At 38.0% G+C, this 17,652-nt stretch carries 15 protein-coding genes, 1 tRNA gene and 1 riboswitch; of the genes, 8 read left to right on the forward strand and 8 right to left on the reverse strand.

Features of this window, described 5'->3' with window-relative positions; translation table 11 throughout:
• Window positions 1–32 precede the first annotated feature (32 nt).
• On the reverse strand, window positions 33–1,358 hold the full coding sequence (locus GO621_RS10655) for an O-acetylhomoserine aminocarboxypropyltransferase/cysteine synthase family protein (RefSeq protein ID WP_157566832.1): 1,326 nt from the start codon (window positions 1,356–1,358) through the stop codon (window positions 33–35).
• Window positions 1,359–1,555: 197 nt separating this feature from the next.
• Window positions 1,556–1,666, reverse strand: a riboswitch (SAM riboswitch).
• A 95-nt stretch (window positions 1,667–1,761) separates the two neighbouring features.
• Window positions 1,762–2,889: a trans-sulfuration enzyme family protein gene (locus GO621_RS10660; protein WP_157566834.1), complete on the reverse strand. Its 1,128-nt coding sequence runs from the start codon at window positions 2,887–2,889 to the stop codon at window positions 1,762–1,764.
• Between the two features lie 216 nt (window positions 2,890–3,105).
• On the opposite strand from GO621_RS10660, the gene mqnE reads away from it, so the two are divergent.
• From mqnE to GO621_RS10675, 3 genes are all read left to right on the forward strand, one after another.
• Window positions 3,106–4,293 (forward strand): aminofutalosine synthase MqnE, encoded by a 1,188-nt coding sequence (mqnE, locus tag GO621_RS10665; protein ID WP_157566836.1) that lies wholly within the window; start codon window positions 3,106–3,108, stop codon window positions 4,291–4,293.
• A 46-nt stretch (window positions 4,294–4,339) separates the two neighbouring features.
• Window positions 4,340–4,963, forward strand: coding sequence for a histidine phosphatase family protein (locus GO621_RS10670; RefSeq protein ID WP_157566838.1), 624 nt, complete (start codon window positions 4,340–4,342; stop codon window positions 4,961–4,963).
• 88 nt (window positions 4,964–5,051) lie between these two features.
• Entirely contained in the window at window positions 5,052–5,798 is a 747-nt protein-coding gene (locus GO621_RS10675; protein WP_157566840.1) for a menaquinone biosynthetic enzyme MqnA/MqnD family protein, read from the forward strand.
• Window positions 5,799–5,849: 51 nt separating this feature from the next.
• On the opposite strand, the gene GO621_RS10680 is transcribed toward GO621_RS10675, so the two are convergent.
• Window positions 5,850–6,824 carry a c-type cytochrome gene (locus tag GO621_RS10680; RefSeq protein ID WP_157566842.1) on the reverse strand — a complete coding sequence of 325 codons (975 nt, stop codon included), beginning with the start codon at window positions 6,822–6,824 and terminating at the stop codon, window positions 5,850–5,852.
• Window positions 6,825–7,011: 187 nt separating this feature from the next.
• Here GO621_RS10680 and GO621_RS10685 point away from each other — a divergent pair, with 187 nt between their 5' ends.
• Window positions 7,012–7,518, forward strand: a complete 507-nt coding sequence (locus GO621_RS10685; RefSeq protein WP_198170211.1) for a hypothetical protein — start codon at window positions 7,012–7,014, stop codon at window positions 7,516–7,518.
• A 105-nt stretch (window positions 7,519–7,623) separates the two neighbouring features.
• Window positions 7,624–8,040 (forward strand): hypothetical protein, encoded by a 417-nt coding sequence (locus GO621_RS10690; RefSeq protein ID WP_157566844.1) that lies wholly within the window; start codon window positions 7,624–7,626, stop codon window positions 8,038–8,040.
• 204 nt (window positions 8,041–8,244) lie between these two features.
• Here GO621_RS10690 and GO621_RS10695 read toward each other — a convergent pair whose 3' ends face one another.
• The 5 genes from GO621_RS10695 to GO621_RS10715 all read right to left on the reverse strand — a co-directional run bounded on the left by GO621_RS10695 (window position 8,245) and on the right by GO621_RS10715 (window position 14,766).
• The gene (locus GO621_RS10695) at window positions 8,245–8,481 is read right to left on the reverse strand and encodes a hypothetical protein (RefSeq protein ID WP_157566846.1); all 237 of its coding nucleotides are present in this window, start codon (window positions 8,479–8,481) and stop codon (window positions 8,245–8,247) included.
• 325 nt (window positions 8,482–8,806) lie between these two features.
• Window positions 8,807–8,880 (reverse strand) — tRNA-Arg (locus GO621_RS10700).
• A 117-nt stretch (window positions 8,881–8,997) separates the two neighbouring features.
• Entirely contained in the window at window positions 8,998–10,116 is a 1,119-nt protein-coding gene (locus GO621_RS10705; RefSeq protein ID WP_232335634.1) for an efflux RND transporter periplasmic adaptor subunit, read from the reverse strand.
• Complete coding sequence (locus GO621_RS10710; RefSeq protein WP_157566850.1) at window positions 10,106–13,354, reverse strand: efflux RND transporter permease subunit; 3,249 nt, start codon at window positions 13,352–13,354, stop codon at window positions 10,106–10,108. Before GO621_RS10710 ends, GO621_RS10705 begins: the two co-directional genes overlap by 11 nt.
• A gap of 47 nt (window positions 13,355–13,401) precedes the next feature.
• A complete protein-coding gene (locus GO621_RS10715) occupies window positions 13,402–14,766 on the reverse strand; it encodes a TolC family protein (RefSeq protein WP_198170212.1) in 1,365 nt (454 codons plus the stop codon).
• Between the two features lie 497 nt (window positions 14,767–15,263).
• Between GO621_RS10715 and GO621_RS10720 the strand changes: the two genes are divergently transcribed.
• The 3 genes from GO621_RS10720 (at window position 15,264) to GO621_RS10730 (ending at window position 17,501) form a co-directional block, all read left to right on the forward strand.
• Window positions 15,264–15,911: a DUF47 domain-containing protein gene (locus tag GO621_RS10720; protein ID WP_157566854.1), complete on the forward strand. Its 648-nt coding sequence runs from the start codon at window positions 15,264–15,266 to the stop codon at window positions 15,909–15,911.
• A gap of 80 nt (window positions 15,912–15,991) precedes the next feature.
• Entirely contained in the window at window positions 15,992–17,278 is a 1,287-nt protein-coding gene (locus GO621_RS10725; RefSeq protein WP_157566856.1) for a DUF2851 family protein, read from the forward strand.
• A 1-nt stretch (window position 17,279) separates the two neighbouring features.
• On the forward strand, window positions 17,280–17,501 hold the full coding sequence (locus tag GO621_RS10730; protein WP_157566858.1) for a PspC family transcriptional regulator: 222 nt from the start codon (window positions 17,280–17,282) through the stop codon (window positions 17,499–17,501).
• Window positions 17,502–17,652: the final 151 nt, after the last annotated feature.

Here is a 17,652-nt window from a genome sequence, read left to right on the forward strand (position 1 = left end):
CAGTAGCCATAGAAACTGCTGATCTGAAAGCTTTAAGCTAATTCTGGTTTTAGCTGTGTAATTTTTGAAAAAGCTTGTTCAAAATCAGCTTTAATATCATCAATATGTTCTATGCCAACAGCAACACGTAAAGCATTGGGCTTTACACCGGCAGCAAATTGTTCCTCGTCTGATAATTGCTGGTGGGTAGTTGCTGAGGGCTGAATAATTAAAGTTTTGGTATCGCCAACATTGGCCAAATGGCTTACTAATTTTAATTGATCTACAAACTGTGTGGCATTTTCTTTTTCGCCTCTGATTTGAAAAGATAAAACAGCGCCAAAACCATTTTTTAAATATTTTTTGGCCAGTTCATAATAAGGGGAAGATTTTAATCCGGGATAATTTACTTTCTCTACCTGCGGATGTGCTTCCAGCCAGGTGGCAAGTTCCAAAGCATTTTCTACGTGCCTCTGTACACGTAATGAAAGTGTTTCAATTCCCTGAAGCATTAAAAAGGAATTAAAAGGAGACTGGGAAGGGCCAAAATCACGTAAACCTTCTACCCGTGCACGGATAATAAATTGAATATTGCCCATAGAACTGTTCACACCAAAAATATCAGAGAAGATTATTCCATGATAACCTTCTGCCGGTTCAGAAAATTGCGGAAATTTACCGTTGCCCCAGTTATAGTTTCCACTATCTATAATTACACCGCCAATGCTTGTTCCATGGCCACCAATCCATTTCGTTGCAGATTCTACAACAATATCGGCTCCGTGCTCAATGGGCCTGAATAAATAGCCGCCCGCCCCAAAAGTATTATCAACAATAAGGGGCAGATCATATTTTTTAGCCAATGCAGAAATTTTATCAAAATCAGGAATATTAAATTCAGGGTTACCAATCGTTTCCAGATATATTGCTTTGGTTTGATTATCTATTAATTTCTCAAGGCTTTCTGCGGTGTCATCTTTAGCAAAACGGGCTTCAACCCCCAATCGCTTAAAAGCTACTTTAAACTGATTATAACTTCCGCCATATAAAAAAGGAGAAGACACAAAATTGTCCCCTATTTGAAGAATGTTGTTTAAGGCAATAAACTGAGCCGCCTGTCCAGACGAAGTTGCTAAAGCAGCTACACCGCCTTCCAGTGCTGCAACACGTTTTTCAAAAACATCCGTTGTCGGGTTCATGATCCGTGTATAAATGTTCCCAAACTCTTTCAATGCAAAAAGGTTTGCACCATGCTCAGAACTGTTAAATACGTAAGATGTAGTCTGGTAAATAGGGACGGCACGAGAACCGGTTGTTGGATCAACTTCCTGGCCTGCATGAAGTTGCAACGTTTCAAATTTAGGTGTTTGGATTGCCATATTAATTTTTTTTAAAGAAGTTTAATGATGAATAAATAGCTGCTAAATTAGCTGTAATTAAATGTTGTTGAAGTAGTATATAGGTTGCTTTAACAACACCTATACATACAAAAAACATCAGCGCAAAAACCAATTTGGTTATTTATAAGATTACTTTGAAAAGGGGAACAAAAGCTTTTTTTATACATATTATTAAAAATTTATATTTCCCGGGGTTATTTTCCGGGCCAGGAATTGGCACCTTCTCCAATAAAGGAGGGTTGCCAGTGGGTTTCAGAGCCTGATCTCTCGCCACTTCTTTATAAACCAAAGCCTGTAAAAGGTTTGATTAAGCAGGTATCGCTACCAAATAATGTTTCAAATATAGGAGCAGAAAAGTAATTTTTCCAAATTTTATTCCTTTTTAGTTTGATATTGGTTGAAGTGCAGCTGCTAAATCCTCTATCAAATCATCTGCGTTTTCTAATCCAACAGATACACGCAGCAGGTTCTGGGGCGTTTTGCTATCAGGTCCTTCTACTGAAGCACGGTGTTCAATTAAGCTTTCCACGCCACCTAAACTGGTTGCCTGCGTAAAAATTTTCACCTGGTTTACTACATCCCGCGTTGTTTGTGCATTACCTTTTACCAGAAATGACAGCATTCCGCCACCGGCAAACATTTGCTTTTTTACAATTTCGTGTTGAGGATGAGAGGCAAACCCAGGATAAAAAACCCGCTCAACCATTGGATGGCTTTCCAGAAAAGCAGCCAGTTTTGTTGCATTTTCTACATGTCCTTTCATGCGGTACGGAAGCGTTTTAATCCCTCTAACTGTCATATAACAATCAAAAGGAGAGGGGATTGCACCGCCCATTTCTTGTATTTGTTTTAGTTTTAACCACCATTCGTCGGCTTCACGGGCAATTAATGCCCCACCTAAAACATCGCTGTGCCCGCCCAGGTATTTTGTTGTAGAGTGCATAACCAGATCTGCGCCTAAATCCAGCGGCCTTTGTAAAATTGGTGTGGCAAAGGTATTATCGCATACTGTTTTTACCGATGTTTTTTTGGCAATGGCTACAATAGCTGTTAGATCAGTTATTTTTAAAAGCGGATTGGATGGTGTTTCTATCCAGATCAGTTTTGTATTTGGTTTGATGCTTGCTGCAACAAGATCTAAATTACCCAGATCAATAAAATCAAATTCTAATGTCTTATTAAAAACCTGCTTTAACTGATTGCGCAAACCATGGTACATATCATCCGGACAAATAAGATGGCTGCCGGGTTCAAGCGATTGGAAAACAGTCATCCCGGCTGCATTGCCTGCTGAAAAAGCAGCAGCGGCAGCCCCATTTTCTAATTTTGCCAGAACATTTTCCAGTGAGTTCCTGTTCGGGTTATTGCTTCTGCTATAAATATATCCCGAAGGATAAGAACCATCTTCAGCCCGTTCAAAAGTTGTAGATAAAGTAATTGGCTGGATTACAGCTTTGTTTCCCTCATCAATCTGGTTACCTGCGTGGATGGCAATGGTTTCGATCTTCATGCTTCTTTTATCACCTAAAAAACTATAAATGCAAACATGTAAATATTAAAACAAATAGCAGTTAATTTATAAATAATTTGATATGTTTTTTCCATTCCTGTTTCTATCAACCTGATGTAAAAACAGGCATAAAAGAAGCATGTTGCAACTTACATTAGTTTTGCATGGCAAACAGTTAATAGTTTTTATAGTATTTTTGCAGAAATAATTACTGTTATGCCTGATTCTATAGAAGGTTTGTTAAACAACCCGGGGCTTTCTCCACAACATCAACAAATTGCTGCAAAAATTCTTCAAAATGAACGCATTACGTTTGAAGAGGGCGTTTTTTTATACGAATATGGCGAGTTGCCTTATCTGGGCATGCTGGCCAATTATATCCGTGAAAAACGGCATGGCGATAAAACTTTTTTTAATCGTAATTTTCATATTGAACCTACTAATCTTTGTGTTTACGACTGTAAATTCTGTTCTTATTCCCGCTTGTTAAAACAGCGTTCGGAAGGCTGGGAATATACGATGGACGAAATGTTTGACATCGTTAAAAAATACGATAATCAACCAGTTACAGAAGTTCATATTGTTGGTGGCGTTTTGCCTCAATACGACGTTCCGTTTTATGTTGAACTGTTCCAGCGGATTAGAAATCACAGGCCGGATCTCCATATTAAAGCGTTAACACCGGTAGAATATCATTATATCTTCAAAAAAGCAAAAATAAGTTATGCTGAAGGAATGAAACTGATGATGGAAGCTGGCTTGCAATCTATTCCAGGAGGTGGCGCAGAAATTTTTCATCCGAAAGTACGTGAACTGATTGCGAAAGATAAATGCACGGCAGACCAATGGCTTGCAATTCATGAAGAATGGCACAAACTGGGCGGAAAATCAAACGCTACAATGCTTTACGGACATATTGAGAAGTTCTGGCACAGAGTTGACCACATGGAAAGGTTAAGGCAGTTGCAGGATAAAACTGGTGGTTTTCAGACTTTTATTCCGCTCAAATTCCGTAACCAGGACAACCAAATGTCTAACGTTCCTGAATCCACCGTGATTGAAGACCTTCGGAATTATGCTATTGCCCGTATTTACTTAGATAATTTCGATCATATTAAAGCTTACTGGGCGATGATCAGCCGGAATACAGCACAACTTTCCTTAAATTTTGGTGTGGATGATATTGACGGAACTTTGGATGACACTACCAAAATTTATTCTATGGCAGGTGCAGAAGAAAAGCACCCGGGTATGAGTACTAAGGAACTGGTGGAGCTGATTAAACAAGTTGGCCGCGAACCAATTGAACGGGATACATTATATAATGTGGTAACCAATTATCAGGATTACCAGTTTGAGGAAGATGTAAAGCCAAAATTTTATAAATTGCCGGTCTTGAATTAAGCTAAGCCGCTTAAACAAAAACCGCTTTCTACATATACTTCTTTTAATGACTAAAAAAACACTTTACATCATCCGGCATGGTGAAACCGACCTGAACAAAGCAGGAATTGTACAAGGCCGTGGCATGAATACTGATTTAAACGATACGGGCCGGAAACAGGGCGAAGCATTTTACAAGGCTTACAAAAACGTTCCTTTCGATAAAATTTATACATCTACCTTAAAACGCACCAACCAAACTGTTAAACATTTTATAGATAGTGGTATTCCCTGGCAGCAGTTGGCCGGTTTGGATGAAATGGCTTGGGGCGATTATGAAGGCAAAGCGGTAAGCGAAGAAACCCGCGGCAGGTTTAAAAAAATTATGCAAAGCTGGAAAGATGGTGACCTGGACGTGCGTTTTGAGAATGGCGAAAGCCCCAACGAGGTGCAGGAAAGGCAAAAAGAAGCTATGAAAGAAATTATGGGCCATCCGGAAGAAACGACAGTATTAATTTGCATGCACGGCAGGGCAATGCGCCTTTTGCTTTGTCTTTTAAATAATCGTCCATTAACCGAGATGGATAATTATCCTCACCGGAACACTACTTTATACCGCGTTAATTTTGATGGCGAAAAATTCCATATTGAGGATTTTAACAACACCGACCACTTAAAATACTTATTGTAACACACTGAATTTACCCTTATTATTTTTGAGTGTTATTTTATAAATATTATTTATCAGGGCAATTTCTTCTATCATAATTAATTATATTTTGACTTCCCGTATTCGCGTTTCCGCAGTTAGTTATACCAATACCAAGCCCTTTATTTACGGTTTACAACACAACCCAATCCAAAATCAAATAGATTTAAGCTTAGATACTCCTTCAGATTGCGCACAAAAACTAATTGATAATAAGGTAGATATAGGATTAATACCAGTTGCCGCGATCTTAAACTTGCCATATTGGCAGATTGTTTCTGATTATTGTATCGGAGCCATAGGCGCAGTAAATTCTGTATTTATTTTTAGTAATTGTCCGATAGAAGAAGCAAATATTATTCAGTTAGACCCAGAGTCCAGGTCATCAAATAACCTGGCAAAAGTGCTGCTGAAAAACTATTGGAAAGTTAATCCGCAACAAATTATCAATGCTGCTGATTATGCTAAATCTATCGATATAAAAACAGCATTTGTACAAATTGGCGACCGCACTTTCGGTAAGAAGAACCAGTTTCCTTACGTTTATGACCTGGCTGAAACCTGGCAAAAATTAACAGGTTTACCTTTTGTGTTTGCAGCCTGGATTGCCAATAAACCAATCAATCCGGAATTTATGAAAGCATTTAATACAGCCTTAAAAGCAGGTTTGGATGCAAGGGAAAATGTTCTTGCAGAACTTCCTTCGTATGCCGGTTTTGATTTGCGCGATTATCTTTATCATAAGTTAGATTTTAATTTAACAGATGATAAAAAGGAAGCTTTAAACCGATTTTTGGAATATATCAAAGAGTTATAGTCTGAAAGGATAAAAGTTAATTTTTACCTGCTTTTATCCTTTCATCAGAAATTACTCTGCCTTAGTTACAACCATTCTTTCTGTTGGGTGATTAACTGCTTTAACAGTTCTCAAATACTGGTAAATTGCTTTTAAATCTGTTGTATCCATTCCGGCAAACCTGGTCCAGGGCATTGGTGTTTTCATCTCACCTGCGCCTACCCGGCGAGGAGGATGTGTAGCAGGGTCATACGATTTAAATTTGCTTACAAATTGCTGTTCGGTCCAGTTACCAATTCCTGTTGTTTTATCAGGCGTAATATTAGCAGATTGGATAGTTACATCCGGAAATTGAAATTTCATTCCGCCGGCATAAGTCATTCCTTCAATTTGTTTACCTTTTTCCTGTGGCGTGTGGCAGTCAGTACAAGCGGCAGCAGTTATCAGGTAACGGCCGTAAGCTACTGTATCTGTTTTGGCAGGTTTGGTAGTAAAACTTGCTTTCTGCGGAATAGTGTTGATGATTAAGCTCATCGGAAAATCACTTTTGGAAGCAGGCTGTTCGCTATCAATTGGTTTAAGTGTCCGGATGTACGCAATCACATCATAAATATCTTCCCGGTCGATCTTTCCATAAGCCAAGTAGGGCATTACCGGGAAAAGTGCTTTACCGTATTTGTTAACACCGGTAGTTAACGTTCTGAAAATTTCACCATCTGTCCAACTACTTAAATGTTTTGGGGTAATATTAGGTGAAATATATTCACCGGGAAAACCAAACTGATGGTCAAATCTTTCTCCGCCTTTACCTTCTGTGCCCGGTATTACTGGCGCAGCATATAAATCAATATTTCGTGTAGAATGGCAATCCGTACAAAGCATTACATGATTTGTCAGGTATTTGCCCCGCTCGATCCGTTCAGGTGTTGCGGTAATTTTAAGATCGGAAACAGGCTCTGCATATGGTAATGCAAATTTTAAATAACTAAAACCTGCTATGCCGGCAACAACCAAAAATAGCAGTAAAAAAAGAAGGAACTTTTTCATAAAGCAATAAGGTTTAAGGTTATACTAAAATAAATAATTACAAATAAAAGCGCAAAAAATATTTTAAATAATATTATAAAATTTAAACTATAAGTAGTGGTAACAGAAAATGGATTTTTACAAGTAAGATTATTGCCGAATTAAAGAACCCTGTAAGCTTAAATCAGTATAAGTAAGATAAAACTAAATGATGTTTTATAAAGGAGTTACTATCGGATTAGATTTTGACGGAACTGTGGTTACACACGAATTTCCGAAAATTGGTAAAGATATACCATATTGCATTGAAACATTAAAACGGGTTACTAACGAGGGTGGAAAAATTGTTTTAATTACGATGAGAACTGGAAAGCGTTTAGCTGAAGCGGTAGCTTACTTAAACTGTCATGATATTCCGCTATTTGGTGTAAACAGTAATCCGAGGCAGTACTTACATTCTAAATCTCCTAAAATTTATGCAAATATTTATATTGATGATGCCGCTTTGGGTTGCCCATTAATGAACAGTGAGTTGAGCAGCAGGGCATACGTTGATTGGGAACAAGTGCAAAAATATCTTTTTCCAAAAGTTGGAGAAGAAATGATTAAAAGTACTTTAATGGAAGCACCAGTATATGATACAGTGGTTGATATGCATCCAAATAAGTTTGTTAATTTTTTTACGAATATGTTTTCTAAGTTTGATTTTTCTTAATTAAATCCGGATGAAGTTGTCTAAACAAAAAAACTTATAGGAAACCGGAAGCTTTTTTTATGCCGGTAAAAGAAGTATGTTTAGCAAACCAAAGAGGAAGCTGTTATGAAAATTTTATCACTCATACTGTTTTTACTGCCTGTATTTTGCTTTGCCCAAAGGCCTCCGGATGGTAGTTTCAATTACTCGCATGTAAAACAATCTTCCTTCGATCATAATAAAATGGAATTTGTAAAAGTTTCAGAATTTGATAAAGCGGATGTGGATATCACCTTTAACAGCACGAATATTACGATCAGCGATGTTCGTGGCCGTGACTTTAAGATTATCGGCCTTAGGAACAAAAGCGACGGAACCTCATACATTTACGATTATTTGTTAAGAGACCAATTAGGCAAGATTTACAAACTAACCGCTACAGTTCCTAAAGCATATCCGAAAGATAGCCCCAATGTTTCTTTTTATTTTATGCCGACAAAAGACGGATATTTTGAAAAGGCTACGAGTTATTCGAATAATTGATCTTTAGGATATTCAGTACAGCTATTAGAACTGAACAAAAGACCGACGAGTTAAAAACCTTTACTTACAACTTTTTTATTTTTTGCAGTGCCTTAACAGCTGTTAAGTCCTGTTTTCTGGCAGAAGCCTTTTTATTTTTTACAAGTTCATATAGATCAATATAATTAAAATACCATCACTAAAAAAGAGTGGCTAAAAGAAGCATTACAACTTCAAATAATCGTCAATCTTTTCACCTAATTCAATCATTCTGTCTATAGATATGCTACTTCCATCCAACCAATACCAGTTAGATTTTTCATTTTTTTTAATAATGAAATGATAAGAAGGATCATTAGCAGCTTTAAATTCAAAAGCGCCGTTATCGCAGGTAAATATGCTTCCGGGTACTATTTCCCCATTTGGCCTTTTTAGCGCCGTTTTAAAAAGTAACGATTGCATGGATGATTTTAAAATTGGTTGTGAGCACTAAATTATATAACTCCTTTGAAATATAGATATGATTTGTGCAATAAATACGAACAAAAACGTGAGAAGTTATCTGATTTTTTCTATTTAGATTTCTTAAATAAAAAAGATCAATTTGCTCAAGCAGACTTTCGAGCAACAGCTCAACCAGTTCAAAGAACACGTCAATCCTTTCGAGCAGTTAACTGCTTCACTATAATTATCGAATAGACATAGGACACAAAATTGCAAAATGACACATAAAAGCCTAAAAAACAAAAACGGCCTCCATTGTGTAGAAGCCGTTTATAAAAAATTGTACGCCCATCAGGATTCGAACCTGAGACCGACGGTTTAGAAAACCGTTGCTCTATCCAGCTGAGCTATGGGCGCATATATAAGATGCTTCTTTTAGCAGATAAAAATTAGGGTGCTAAAAGAAGCACAAAAGTATAAAATTATCGTTTCTGGTCAACCGTAAAAATGAAATTTAATCCGATGAAGCTATAACTATTTCGTTTTGATTGTTGATCCGTTCCGAATTTCATCTGTAGCTGTTTTTACCAACTGATCGCCTTCGTTCAGTTTCCCATAAATTTCTACCTGATCTCCGGCTTCGCGGCCTTTCTTTACGTCAACCCATTGTGCTTTATGATCAGCAACACGAACCACAAAAACCCGTTCGGTAGAAGAAACCAATGCTGTTTTTGGTATAACAAAAGTGCTGTCTGATGATGGCAAAGGAATATTTACCTCCGCGTACATTCCTGGCAACAGCTTTTTATTGTTGTTATAAACATCCATTTCCAGGCGTTCCGAACGTAAGCGTTCATCTAAAGCGCCAGCCATACGTTTTACTTTTGCCGTAAATTTCTGGTTAGGAAGTGCTTTTACATCAAAAGTAACTTCATCCTTCTGTTTTAAAAGTCCGGTATATATCTCCGGAACTGAAATAACCAAACGCAAGCGTTTTTGCTCCTGTATAACAAATAGAGGAACATCAGATCCTTTGCCTGTTGGCCCAACATAAGCGCCAGGATTAATATTACGCGCACTTACCACACCATTAAATGGAGCACGAATATCCAAGTAAGCGCGATTAGCGGCAACAGATTGATAAGCAGATTTTAAAGCTTCGAACTGTGCCTGATCAGAACTTTTGCGTGCCGCAGCCTGCTCTAAATCATTACCGGAAATTGTTCCGGGCGTTTTACTTGTTTCTACCAAACGATCATAATTGGATTTACTGGCCATATAAATTGCCTGCTGTGATTTTAACCTTGATTGCGCTTCAGCAAGTTGCGAATTTATTTCCGGCGCTTCCATGCTTACCAAAAGCTGGCCTTGTTTTACTTCCGAGCCAACATCTACATAAACCTTTTTAACAAAACTGCTTACTTTAGCATATAAATCAACTTCCTGATATGGGATTAGTTCTCCAGGAACCTGAAGATTAGTTGACAACATACCTTTTTTTAACGGTACTGTTTCTAAAGCTGGAGTTGCCTGTGCTGTTTCTTCCTGCTGCTGATCCTGATTTTCTGATTTTGAATTACAGGCATTTAGCGCGCCAAAAGCAGTAGCCGAAGCAGCAACGATGAGCAGGCTTCTATATAAATTATTCCTCAATAGTTGCGTTATCATAAAGAGCTGGAATATAGTGTTTACTTTCTTTATCTTCAGGATCCAAAGAAACTGAATCTGTTGTTGTTTTTCCTTGTACCCAGGCAAAAGCTAAGGGCAAAATAAGCAGGGCAGCAAAAGTAGAGGCAATGAGTCCGCCAATTACAGCACGCGCAAGTGGTGAAGCCTGATCGCCACCTTCGCCTAAGCCTGATGCCATCGGGATCATACCTACAACCATTGCCAAACTGGTCATCAATATCGGTCGCAAGCGTAAAGCTGCTGCTTCCTTTGCCGATTCCAAAGCGTTTCCATTATGCATTCGTAAATGCTCTGCGTTCGTAACCATTAAAACTGCGTTTGATACGGAAACCCCAACCGACATGATCATGCCCATGTAAGATTGCAAGTTGAGTGTAGAACCGGTTATGATCAGCAGCAGCAGTGAACCTAAGATTACGGCAGGTACAGTTGATAGTACCACTAATGAGACTTTAAATGATTGAAAATTTGCAGCCAACATTAGAAAAATAACCACAATTGCTACTAATAAACCTGATTGCAAACTACTTAATGTATCCAGTAAAGTTTCGCTTAAACCTTTCAACTCCACGGTTAAGCCTTTGGGCAGTTTACCTAATGATTTAACAGCTTTCTGTACATCATCTGTAGCTGTTCCCAAATCTTTTTTATTGATATTTGCTGTTACAGATAACAATGGTAAGGCACCAATATTATCGTCTTCTCCATAAGTAGTATCCGGTTTAATATCGGCAACATCACCTAAAACCGGCCTTGGCGAGTTACTTAAAACAGGAATTTCACTTATATCATTTATGCTTGCCATTTTATATTCCGGTACTTCTACCTGTACACTGTATCCTAAACCAACCTTAGGATCAAGCCAAACATTTTTTTCTGTATAACGGGATGAAGAAGTAGAAGCAATTAAAGACCGTGATATATCTGAAACACCAACTCCTAATTGTGCAGCGCGTACACGGTCGATATCAATACTGATCGCAGGATAATGGATAGCCTGGCCGAGTTGCACGTCTCTTAAATAAGGGATTTGTTTCAGTTTAGCTACTACTTTTTCTGCGTATTCTTCGTTCTGCTTTTTATTTTTACTTGCTACTCGTACTTCAATTGGTGTTGGAGAACCCTGGCTTAATATTTTATCTGTTAATTCAATCGGCTCAAAAGACAGTTTTACATCTGGCATTTCCTCCCGCATTTTATGGCGGAAACGTTCTTTCAACTCATCCAGGTTTACTTTGTAGTCTTCACTTAAATTTACCTGTAAAACAGCTTCTTGCGGGCCGGCCATAAATAAATAAATCGGGCTGGTAGAAAATTGTCCAGGATGCTGGCCCACAAAGGCAGATGTTACTGCGATATTCTTTTTGCCAACTAATTCCTCTAGCACATGTAAAGTTCTAACTACATCCATTTCCGTGCGCTCTAAACGTGTTCCGTCTGGCGCACGCAACCTTACCTGAAACTGACCTCCGTTTACTTTTGGCAAAACATCACGGCCAATAGTGGTTAATAAAATTCCTGCAATACCTATTGCTGCCAACACGTAAATTGTTACTACTAATTTACGGTTATTAAAAAGCCGGTTCATTAATAAGAGGTAACGATCACGAAACCTGTCAAATTTAGTAGGATTGTCGTGTGCTTTTTCCAGCAGGTGTTTTTTCTGGTCCCAGGTATCGCCTTCTTCTTTCATATCGAAGTGAGCTTTATCTCCGCCATGATCTTCATGCCCTTTCATCATCCAGTTGGCCATAATGGGCACAAAGGTTTGGGCCAGCAAATAAGAGGTAATCATGGAAAAACCAATAGCCAGTGCCAGTGGCAAAAATAAGGCCCCGGGAATACCTTTCATGGTTAAAGCAGGAGCAAATACAGCAAGAATACAAAACAGGATCAGCAATTTAGGGAAAGCAATTTCTTTACAGGCATCCCAAATGGCTAATGCTTTTGGTTTGCCCATATCTAAATGCTGGTGAATATTTTCGATTGTTACTGTTGATTCATCTACCAGAATACCAATAGCCAGCGAAAGCCCGCTCAACGTCATGATATTGATTGTTTGATGAAAAAGGGACAAAAACATTACGCCGGAAATCAGGGAAATAGGAATCGTAAAAATTACAATCAGTGCTGCACGCCGATCGCCCAGAAATAAAAGTACCATCAAACCTGTTAAAATAGCTCCGATTGCACCTTCGGTAACTAAACTTTTTACAGCATTGATTACGTAAACTGACTGGTCAAATTCATAAGAAAGTTTTACATCATCCGGCAATAATGCCTGGAAACGGGGAATATTTTTTTTCAAGTTCTGCACCACTTCCCAGGTAGAAGCATCGGCAGATTTGGTAATAGGAAGATAAACAGAACGTTTGCCATTTACCAAAGCATAACTGCTGGTAATATCAGCGCCATCTTCTACTGTGGCTACATCACGTAAAAATAAACTTTGTACGCCACCTTTATATAAAGGTATATCTGCAAAATCCTTAATCTCTTTAATTGTGGTATTTGTAGGAGTAAGGTAATTGTAATCACCTATCCGTACGTTTCCTGCCGGTGAGGTTTGGTTATTATCGCGGAGTGCCTGTACAATTTGATCGGGAGTAAGATTATGTGAACGCAACAGTTCAGGATCAACTTTGATTACAACGGTACGCGTATTACCACCAAAAGGTGCGGGAGAAATAAGTCCTGGAATTGAAGTAAAAGCTGACCTAATATATACGTTTGCCAAATCCAGCAACTGGTTATTGGTCCTTTTCGGACTACTTAATACCAACTGCCCGACCGGTAAGGTAGAAGCATCAAACCGAATGATAAAAGGTGGTTGCGTGCCAGGCGGAAAGATTGCCTGTGCCCTGTTTGAAAAGGCAGTCACCTCCGCTGCTGCCTGTGCCATATTGGTGCCTTCGTAAAAGGTAAGTTTAATTAGCGTTAAGCCTGTTATGTTTTTGGTTTCTATGCTTTTAACACCAGAAACATAAAGAAGTAAGTTAACATATTGCTTCCCAAAATAGGCTTCCATCTGATCTGGAGTATATCCTCCAAAAGGATGTGAAATATAAATTACAGGAAGATTTAAATCCGGGAAAATATCAATCTTAATATTGCGGACAGCATTCAACCCGAAAAAGAAAACTGCTGCTACAATAACAAGTATGGTTATTGGTTTTCTGAGTGCACTTCTAATTAATCCCATATTGGTAGATATAGTTGCTGATGAAAATATCAGCCGAGATATTAATATTAAAATTCATTGATAAACAAGCTAAAATCTCCGCTTGCAGCCGCTTTATAAAGAAGTGCCTGCCAGACATTATTATTAGCAATATCACGGTCAGTTTCTGCACGGTTTAGAGCGTACAAAGCTTGGGTAACATCTACAATGGTTGCCAGTCCGTTTCTATATAAAACAGTTTTTTGCAGGTAAGCATCCGAAGCTGCCTTTAATCCTATTGGCGCCTGCTGATAGTTTTTAAGCGCATTTTGTATCCTGGTTTTAGAAAGAATAAGCTGGTCTGTTAGCTGTTGGCTGGTAACCAAATATTCGTTTCGTAAACCTTCCGAAGTAAATTGTTGTGCCTTTACCTGTTCGTGTACCCGTAACGGGCTGGTAAGGTTCCAGCTCACCCCAATCCCTAACAAATAATTAGAGCGGGTTGGGTTAACACCACTGAAATAGTCCTGCGTATATTGTACCTGGTTTAAGGTATAAGTGTTAAAGCCTGATCCTTTACTTTGAAAAATATTAAACAGCGAAAACGTAGGATAATTAAAGGTTCGCAGATATTTTTCGCGTTCCGTGCTAATATTGACCCTGTTCTGAAAATACTGCAATACCGGATGGTTACTAAGGTTAGTGTTGATAGCCGTATCGAGCGACTTTGGTAATTTACTAACAAAAACACTATCCAGCACAAGGTCAGCAGGCGTAGCAACTAAATACTGCGATAACTGGTTGCCTTGCTGCTGCACAACATCCTGTGCATTAACCAGTGCAATTTGTGCGCTTGCAACTTCTGCATTGGCCAGGGAAGAATCAACACCAGGGTTTAAACCACTTTTGGCGCGCGCAACCACTACATTTCGCAAAGCTATTGCCCGTTGCAGATTATTTTGCTGCGAACGAGTTAATTGCTGCGAGGCAAGCAAATTTAAATAAGCACTGGAAACACGCACTTCCTGCTGAAACTGCTCCTGTACCACATCGCTTTGGTCTAACGTCAACTGGCTTTGTGCAACTTTTATTTTTTCTTTGGATTTACCGAAGGAGAAAAAATCCCAGTTTAAGTTAGCGAGATATAAACCGCCGAAAGCAGCATTCCAGTTTTGTCCGCTTAGTATTGGCCCGCTGGATGAAACGCCAAAACCACCTAAACCATAAGAAGGGCCGTATTGAGAATTAACCGTACCAAAATCATTCTGGCCAGACACATTCAGGTTCGGCAGGTATTCCCGCTTGGTTTCCTTTAAATTAGCAGCAGATGCCTGTGCATAGTTAGCCTTGGCTTTAATAGTACCATAATTCTGAAGTGTTGTTTGTACTGCTTCTTTTAAGGTAAGAATTTTTTGCTGTGCAAAAACAGCATGGAAAGTGCTTAATAAAAACATCAAGCATAACCCCGGTCTAAAAACAGTTCTGTGGAACATGTATAGTTATGATGATAATAAATCAGGGTACAAAAAACGGTCAGAAAGTAGGTTAAGAAATTTGTACCGGCTGTATTACGCTTTCTGACGCTGCAAATATAGCCCTTGCTGTAGAAAGCACTTTGTAACAACTTTAATATTTAAATGCATAACCCGTATAAATGTAACTTTTAAAAACCTGTAGTTATAAAATTTTTAGAGCATGTTTAAAATTTGTTCAGTTTATTTTTAGATGCTTCTTTTATCTGTTAAAAATTACTAAACCTTTATCAGTTTTTTGGCTTAAGCTAATACAAAAACAAAATCTACAATCTACTGGCATAAAAGAAGCATTATAAATGTTTTTGATAGAAATTTAAACACGCTCTTAATGCTTTAAATTTTTTTCCACAAAACAAAAGCTTAACAATTTGTTAACATGCTTACGCTACCTTTAAATCAATTCTAACTTAGATAGTATGTTCAGTGCACTTGTAAAGTTTTTTACCCCAAAAGGAAAAATGCTATTTTTCCCTTTGTTTGATCATGCTGCACAAAACGTGGTAGCTATGGCAGAATTACTTAAAAAGGCGTTAAACGATACAACTTCAATCAATACAAAAGATCTGTACCATCGGATAGACCGGTTGGAAAACATTGGCGACGATATTACACACCATATTAATATAGAGCTAAGCAAAAATTTTATTACGCCTTTTAACCGGGAAGATATTCATGCACTTATCTCATCTATTGATGATGTGGCTGATTACATCCACGAATCTGCCAACAGAATGTTTTTATACGATTTGCAGGAGTTTACAAAACCAATGCAAGTGCTCGCCGATCTGATATTACAGGGCGGCTTAGAAATGCAAATCCTGATCAATGAGTTAAAGGATATAAAAAACACAGAAAAAATTGCCCAATACTGCGATTTAATTTATGCAACAGAAACCAAAGCAGACCATGTTTACAACAAAGCCGTTGCAGATCTTTTTGAAAAAGAAAAAGACCCGATAAAAATGATCAAATACCAGGAAATTTTATTAGGGCTTGAAACAGCAACCGACATGTGTAAAGATGTGGTAAAGGTTGTAGAATCGATCATGATTAAAAACGGTTAATGATTTTTGACCGATAAAAGAAGCATTATTAACTTTTAATAAAATAATTATCTTTAAAGCAATATTAAAAAAGGCTTTAAATGATTTTTGCGGAAGACCTGTTACACTACATCTGGAAGTTTCGCTTGTACAACAACAGCGATTTGTGTACTGCAGATGGTTTTTCGCTTAAAGTTCTCTCTCCCGGAATTCATCATCATCATGCCGGACCGGATTTTCAGAATGCCAAAATACAAATAGGCGAAACGCTTTGGGTAGGAAATGTAGAAATCCATATCCGTTCTTCAGATTGGATCAGGCATGAACATCACCAAGACAATTCTTACAACAATGTAATTTTGCACGTGGTTTATAAAAACGATTTCGAGGTTATAAACAATTATGGCCTTGCCATACCGGTTTTAGTTTTGGAGGAACGAATAGCTGACGGGCTTTTACAACGCTATCAAAACCTGATGTTTGCTGGCCACGCTTCTTTTCCATGCGAAAAAATAATAAACCGGGTAGATGTATTAACCAAACAAACCTGGTTAGACCGAATGCTGATCCAACGGCTGGAAGAAAAATCGGCACAGGTTTTAAAAACGGTTGCATTATTAAGAGGAAACTGGGAAGAAGCTTTTTACCAATTGCTTGCTGCAAATTTTGGTTTTAAAGTGAATGCCTTACCTTTCGAACTGCTGGCAAAATCGCTGCCCTTGCCAATCCTCGCCAAACACACTTTTAATTTAATGCAAACAGAAGCTTTGCTTTTTGGCCAGGCAGGTTTTCTGGAGGAGGATTTGGATGATTTATACTTTTTAACCTTGCAAAAAGAGTATCGGTTTTTAAAACAGAAGTATAATTTACAGCCTATAGAAAAGCATTTATGGAAATTCTTACGTTTGCGCCCGCTTAATTTTCCCACTATCCGTATTGCGCAGTTTGCTGCTTTAATGCACCGTAGCAACCGCTTTTTAGCAGAAATCATCAAAGCAGGTGAGGTAGAAAAAATCAATGCTTCTTTTACCGGCATAAATCCTTCGGCTTATTGGCTCGATCATTATCTGTTTGGTAAAACGGCTAAACCAATCGTTAAAAAACTGGGACAGACATCGGTAGAAAATATCCTGATTAATACTGTAACTATTTTTCTTTTTGCTTACGGAAAAGAAAACAAAGCCGATATTTATATCAGCAAAGCCATTAAAATTTTGGAAAATTTGCCTTGCGAAAACAATTTTATAATCAGTAGTTTTATATCGGCAGGAATAAAAGTCGGTTCTGCAGGTAGTTCTCAGGCTGTTATCGAATTGAAAAACAATTATTGCGACCAAAAACGGTGTCTGGAATGTGGAATCGGCAATAAACTTTTAAAATTTAGCTGATATGCTGCAACGTATTTTAACCTTTTTTGAAAGATATTCTTTCGGTGTATGCACATATCTGGGCGGGCGTTTTCACATTTCTATAGCTAAAATCAGGCTTTTTTTTATTTATTCTTCTTTTTTAGCGGTTGGTTTTCCGCTTATCTTTTATTTTTTTGCAGGCATCGTCCTGGATTTCAGGAATTACATCAAAAGGGCAGGAACAAGTGTAACCGATCTTTAATCATATCTTAATTAAATTTCTTTCGTAAAAGAAGCATTTTTAAAACTCTTGCACAACAAATAATTGTACCTTTTTGTACTTATTTTTGATTATTGCAGTTTAATTAGAACTAAAAATAAGTGCTTCTGCGTCCAAATATTTTAACTTTGTT

The sequence above is a fragment of the Mucilaginibacter arboris genome (genome assembly GCF_009754915.1).
GTDB lineage: Bacteria > Bacteroidota > Bacteroidia > Sphingobacteriales > Sphingobacteriaceae > Mucilaginibacter_A > Mucilaginibacter_A arboris.

Bases quoted from the DNA above. Each gene is read 5' to 3' on its own strand.
- GO621_RS10710 (WP_157566850.1), bottom strand. From the start codon at position 13,354: ATGGGATTAATTAGAAGTGCACTCAGAAAACCAATAACCATACTTGTT.
- mqnE (WP_157566836.1), top strand. From the start codon at position 3,106: ATGCCTGATTCTATAGAAGGTTTGTTAAACAACCCGGGGCTTTCTCCA.
- GO621_RS10660 (WP_157566834.1), bottom strand. From the start codon at position 2,889: ATGAAGATCGAAACCATTGCCATCCACGCAGGTAACCAGATTGATGAG.
- GO621_RS10720 (WP_157566854.1), top strand. From the start codon at position 15,264: ATGTTCAGTGCACTTGTAAAGTTTTTTACCCCAAAAGGAAAAATGCTA.
- GO621_RS10670 (WP_157566838.1), top strand. From the start codon at position 4,340: ATGACTAAAAAAACACTTTACATCATCCGGCATGGTGAAACCGACCTG.
- GO621_RS10655 (WP_157566832.1), bottom strand. From the start codon at position 1,358: ATGGCAATCCAAACACCTAAATTTGAAACGTTGCAACTTCATGCAGGC.
- GO621_RS10690 (WP_157566844.1), top strand. From the start codon at position 7,624: ATGAAAATTTTATCACTCATACTGTTTTTACTGCCTGTATTTTGCTTT.
- GO621_RS10680 (WP_157566842.1), bottom strand. From the start codon at position 6,824: ATGAAAAAGTTCCTTCTTTTTTTACTGCTATTTTTGGTTGTTGCCGGC.
- GO621_RS10715 (WP_198170212.1), bottom strand. From the start codon at position 14,766: ATGTTTTTATTAAGCACTTTCCATGCTGTTTTTGCACAGCAAAAAATT.
- GO621_RS10685 (WP_198170211.1), top strand. From the start codon at position 7,012: ATGATGTTTTATAAAGGAGTTACTATCGGATTAGATTTTGACGGAACT.
- GO621_RS10695 (WP_157566846.1), bottom strand. From the start codon at position 8,481: ATGCAATCGTTACTTTTTAAAACGGCGCTAAAAAGGCCAAATGGGGAA.
- GO621_RS10725 (WP_157566856.1), top strand. From the start codon at position 15,992: ATGATTTTTGCGGAAGACCTGTTACACTACATCTGGAAGTTTCGCTTG.
- GO621_RS10730 (WP_157566858.1), top strand. From the start codon at position 17,280: ATGCTGCAACGTATTTTAACCTTTTTTGAAAGATATTCTTTCGGTGTA.